The 4,051-nt window shown below is 75.3% G+C and carries 6 protein-coding genes; all 6 read right to left on the minus strand.

What is annotated here, in order from left to right:
• Positions 1 to 200, minus strand: a 200-nt coding sequence (locus HMPREF9719_RS01050) for a Trp biosynthesis-associated membrane protein (RefSeq protein ID WP_004600101.1), incomplete at its 3' end; no start/stop codon positions are given.
• 58 nt (positions 201 to 258) lie between these two features.
• A complete protein-coding gene (gene hisI / locus HMPREF9719_RS01055) occupies positions 259 to 633 on the minus strand; it encodes a phosphoribosyl-AMP cyclohydrolase (RefSeq protein ID WP_004600102.1) in 375 nt (124 codons plus the stop codon).
• Positions 634 to 1,410 carry an imidazole glycerol phosphate synthase subunit HisF gene (gene hisF / locus HMPREF9719_RS01060; protein WP_004600103.1) on the minus strand — a complete coding sequence of 259 codons (777 nt, stop codon included), beginning with the start codon at positions 1,408 to 1,410 and terminating at the stop codon, positions 634 to 636.
• Positions 1,411 to 1,511: 101 nt separating this feature from the next.
• On the minus strand, positions 1,512 to 2,339 hold the full coding sequence (locus tag HMPREF9719_RS01065; protein ID WP_004600104.1) for an inositol monophosphatase family protein: 828 nt from the start codon (positions 2,337 to 2,339) through the stop codon (positions 1,512 to 1,514).
• A gap of 94 nt (positions 2,340 to 2,433) precedes the next feature.
• The gene (priA, locus tag HMPREF9719_RS01070; protein WP_004600105.1) at positions 2,434 to 3,168 is read right to left on the minus strand and encodes a bifunctional 1-(5-phosphoribosyl)-5-((5-phosphoribosylamino)methylideneamino)imidazole-4-carboxamide isomerase/phosphoribosylanthranilate isomerase PriA; all 735 of its coding nucleotides are present in this window, start codon (positions 3,166 to 3,168) and stop codon (positions 2,434 to 2,436) included.
• 14 nt (positions 3,169 to 3,182) lie between these two features.
• Positions 3,183 to 3,860, minus strand: coding sequence for an imidazole glycerol phosphate synthase subunit HisH (gene hisH / locus HMPREF9719_RS01075; RefSeq protein WP_004600106.1), 678 nt, complete (start codon positions 3,858 to 3,860; stop codon positions 3,183 to 3,185).
• Positions 3,861 to 4,051 lie beyond the last annotated feature (191 nt).

The following is a 4,051-nucleotide window of genomic DNA, read 5'->3' on the forward strand; positions in this document are numbered from 1 at the left end:
CCCGCCGCGGCGAGCGCGAGCGCCCCGGCGGAGAGCTCCGGGGCCCACTGGGCGCCGCTGAGCGCGACCTCCCCGGCGGAGGTCTTGTCGTCGGACAGCGCCGCGCTCACCCACGTGGGCCGCGCGGCGAGCCACGCCCCCGCGCCGCCGAGCGCGACGACGAGCGGGGCGATCCGGGCGCGCTTCTTGGAATCCGCCATGATCAGCCAGGCTACACCGGCGCCCCGACCTGCCCGGCCCGGCGGCGCCTCAAAGGACCTAGAGCAGCCGGTCGGCGTCGAAGCACGTGTCGTCGCCGGTGTGGCAGGCCCCGCCCACCTGCTCGACGACGAGGAGGACGGTGTCGCCGTCGCAGTCGAGGCGCGCCTCGCGCACGGTCTGCGTGTGGCCGGAGGTGAGCCCCTTGACCCAGTACTCGCGCCGCGAGCGCGACCAGTACGTCGCCCGGCGGGTCTTTAACGTGTAGGCGAGCGCGGTGGGGTCCATCCACGCGAGCATGAGCACCCGGCCGCTCTCCGCGTCCTGCGCGACCGCGGGCAGAAGCCCGTTGTCGTTGAGGCTCAGGCGCCCGGCGATGCCCTCGTCGAGGCGCGCGGCGGCGATCTCCTCCTGGCTGGGCTGGGTCTCGGTCATCTAGCGCCTCACCTCCACGCCGGCGCCGGCGAGCGCGTCCTTGAGCTCCGCGACGCTCGCCTCCCCGAAGTGGAGGATCGAGGCGCACAGCACCGCGTCCGCGCCGGCCTCCACCGCCGGCGGGAGGTCCGCGGGGCTGCCCGCCCCGCCGGAGGCGATGACCGGCACCGCCACCTTCTTGCGCACCGCGGCGATGAGCGGCGCGTCGAAGCCGGCCTTCGTGCCGTCGGCGTCCATGGAGTTGAGCAGGATCTCCCCGGCGCCGCGCTCGGCGACCTCCGCGGCCCAGGCGATCGCGTCAAGCCCCGTGGCCGTGCGCCCGCCGTGGGTCGTCACCGTCCAGCCCGACTCGGTGGGCTCCTCGCCCTTCCTGGTGCGCCTAGCGTCCACGGAGGCGACGATGCACTGCGAGCCGAAGCGCGCGGCGAGCTCCGTGACGAGCTCGGGGTTCTTGATCGCCGCGGTGTTGATGGAGACCTTGTCGGCCCCGGCGCGCAAAAGCGCAGAGACGTCCGTAGCGCTGCGCACCCCGCCGCCCACGGTGAGCGGGATAAACACCTGGGAGGCGGTGCGCTCGACGACGTCGATGAGGGTGCCGCGGCCCTGGTGCGAAGCGGTGACGTCTAAGAAGACGAGCTCGTCGATGCCGGCCTCGCCGTAGGCCCGCGCGAGCTCCACGGGATCGCCCGCGTCGGACAGCCCCTCGAAGTTCACGCCCTTGACGACCCGGCCGTCGTCGACGTCCAGGCACGCGATCACCCTCGTCGCCAGCGCCACTGTGCCCGGCCCCCTTCGTTTCTCGTTGACGTGTCGCGGCCGCGCGCCGCCTATAAGAAGCGGCGCCCGCGGCCCAGCCGCGCGGCCGCGTGACGGCGATCTTAGCCGGCCCCGCCCCCGCGGCGGCGCACCTGCTCGACGCGGCGCAGCACCTCGGCGTGCGCGCGGGGCGCGCCGGCGACGAGCCCGTCCGCCCCGACGCGCCACGGGTTACCCGCGAGGTCCGTGGCGAGCCCGCCGGCGGCCTCGACGAGGAGCGCGCCCGCGGCGTTGTCCCACACGTGCGGGGAGAGAGACACCGCCGCGCCGTAGAAGCCGCGCGCCGCGAAGCTCAAGTCCAGGCCGATGGAGCCGGTGATGCGGGGCCGCAGGTAGCTGCGCCCCAGCTCGTCTAAGAGCTCGAGGCGGCGGTCCTCGCTCGGGGTGGGGTGGCTGTGCGAGGAGATCGACGAGAAGCCCACCTGGGCCATGACGTCGGGGCTCTCCTCGCGGGGCGGGAGCTCCTCGCCCCGGTCGCGCAGCCGCCCGCCCGCCGCCGCGGAGAGCCGGATGCCCAGGGTGGGCGCCGCGGTCACGGCGACGACGGGGCGGCCGCCGTCGACGAGCGCGACGAGGATCGCGCACAGCGGGTTCGCGGTCGCGTAGTTCGTCGTGCCGTCGATGGGGTCGACGACCCAGTAGCGCTCCCGGTCGGGCTCGCCGCCGTGCTCCTCGCCGAGCACGGGCAGCCCGCTGCCCTCCCCGAGGCGGTGCCGGAGGAGCTCCTCGATCTCGAGGTCCTTCTCGGTGGCGAAGTCGCCCGCGCCCTTCATCGTCTTGGGCCTCGCGCCGAGCCCGTCGAGGAAGACGGGCTCGACCGAGGCCACGGCCTCCTCGGCGAGGCGAAGCAGGCCGGTAGTAGCCCCGGCGGTGTCTCGGGCCTCGGCCATGCTTCCTCCTCCACGTCTCTTCGGCGGGCGGCGCGCCCCGGGCGGGCGCCCGATCGGCTGCGGCCGCCGCGGGGATGATTGGGCGGTTCTTGGCCTATCCTGTCACGACCTTGAGCGCCTCGGCCAGGTCGAGGCCGCCCTCGTAGAGGGCCTTGCCGACGATCGCCTCGTCGATGCCCTCATCCTCGAGCGCGGCGAGCGCCTCGACGTCGCCGATGCTCGATACCCCGCCGGAGGCGGTGACGCGCGCGTCCGTCGCGGCGGAGACCTCGCGAAGCAGCTCGATATTCGGCCCCGTGAGCGCCCCGTCGCGGGAGACGTCCGTGACGACGATGCGGCGCACCCCGGCCTGGTCGAGGGACTCGAGGACCTCCCACAGGTCGCCGGCGTCCTCCTGCCAGCCGCTCACCGCGGCGCGCCAGCCGCCGTCGCGCTCCACCGCGGCGAGGTCGACCGCGACGAGGTCGGGGTGCTCGGCGATGACGCCCGCGGCCCACTCGGGGTTCTTGAACACCGCGGTACCCAGCGTGACGCGGGCCGCGCCCGCGGCGACCGCCCGGTCGAAGGCCGCCTGCTCGCGGATCCCGCCCGTCACGTCGAGCCTCAAGTCCGTGCCGCTGGCGATGGCGGCGACGTGCTCGTGGTTGGAGCCGCGCCCGAACGCCGCGTCCAGGTCGACGACGTGGAGCCAGCTCGCGCCGGCGGCGGCGAAGCGCCGCGCCGCCTCGAGCGGCTCGCCGTAGGGGGTCTCGGTGCCGGCCTCGCCGCGGGTGAGGCGCACGGCCTGACCGTCGACGATGTCGACCGCGGGGATGAGCCTAAAAGCCATGGCTCCCCAATCTACTAGGCCCCGGCCCGGGGCGTGAGGGTCGCCACCCAGTTGCCGAGGAGCTTCAGGCCCGCGGGGCCGGACTTCTCCGGGTGGAACTGGCAGGCCCACAGTGGGCCGTTCTCCACGGCGGCGACGAACTCGTCGCCACCGTGGCTCGCCCACCACACCGCCGGCGGGCGGGTGAGCCCCTCGGTGCGCAGCTCCCAGCGGCGCACCCCGTAGGAGTGCACGAAGTAGAAGCGCTCGCCCGGGTCGATGCCGGCGAACATGCGCGCCGGCGCGCCCTCCGAGCGGGGGTCGCGGTCGTCGCGGGTGACGGTGTTCCAGCCCATGTGCGGCAGCACCGGGGCGTGGAGGCGCTCCACGCGGCCGGGCCACTCGCCTAAGCCCCGTGCGGTCTCCCCGTGCTCGGAGCCCTCCTCGAAGAGGACCTGCAGCCCGACGCAGATGCCTAAGACCGGCCGCCCGCCGGCGAGCCGCTGGCCCACGACCCGCGGCCCGCCCGCGGCCTCAAGGCCCGCCATGCACGAGGCGAACGCCCCCACCCCGGGCACGACGAGCCCGTCGGCGGCGAGCGCCTCGTCGTTTTCGGCGGTGACCGAGACCTGGGCGCCCGCGGCCTCGAGGGCCCGGGCGGCGGAGCGGATGTTTCCCGCGCCGTAGTCGAAGAGCGCAACGGTGGGTGCCATGGTTCCGGAAGTCTACCTACCGGTAGGCCCCGCCCCGGCCCCCGCCCGCGGCGGGGCCCGCGCCCCCGCGGGGGCTATTCCTCGACAGGGTTGTGTGCGTCGGCGGGGTCGGGGGCCTCGGCGGGCGGCTCCGGGCGGCGGCCGGGATCGTCGACGGCGATCTCCTCCCCGCCTGCGCCCGCGGGGCGGGC

Source organism: Corynebacterium otitidis ATCC 51513, from assembly GCF_000296405.1.
GTDB classification, from domain to species: domain Bacteria; phylum Actinomycetota; class Actinomycetes; order Mycobacteriales; family Mycobacteriaceae; genus Corynebacterium; species Corynebacterium otitidis.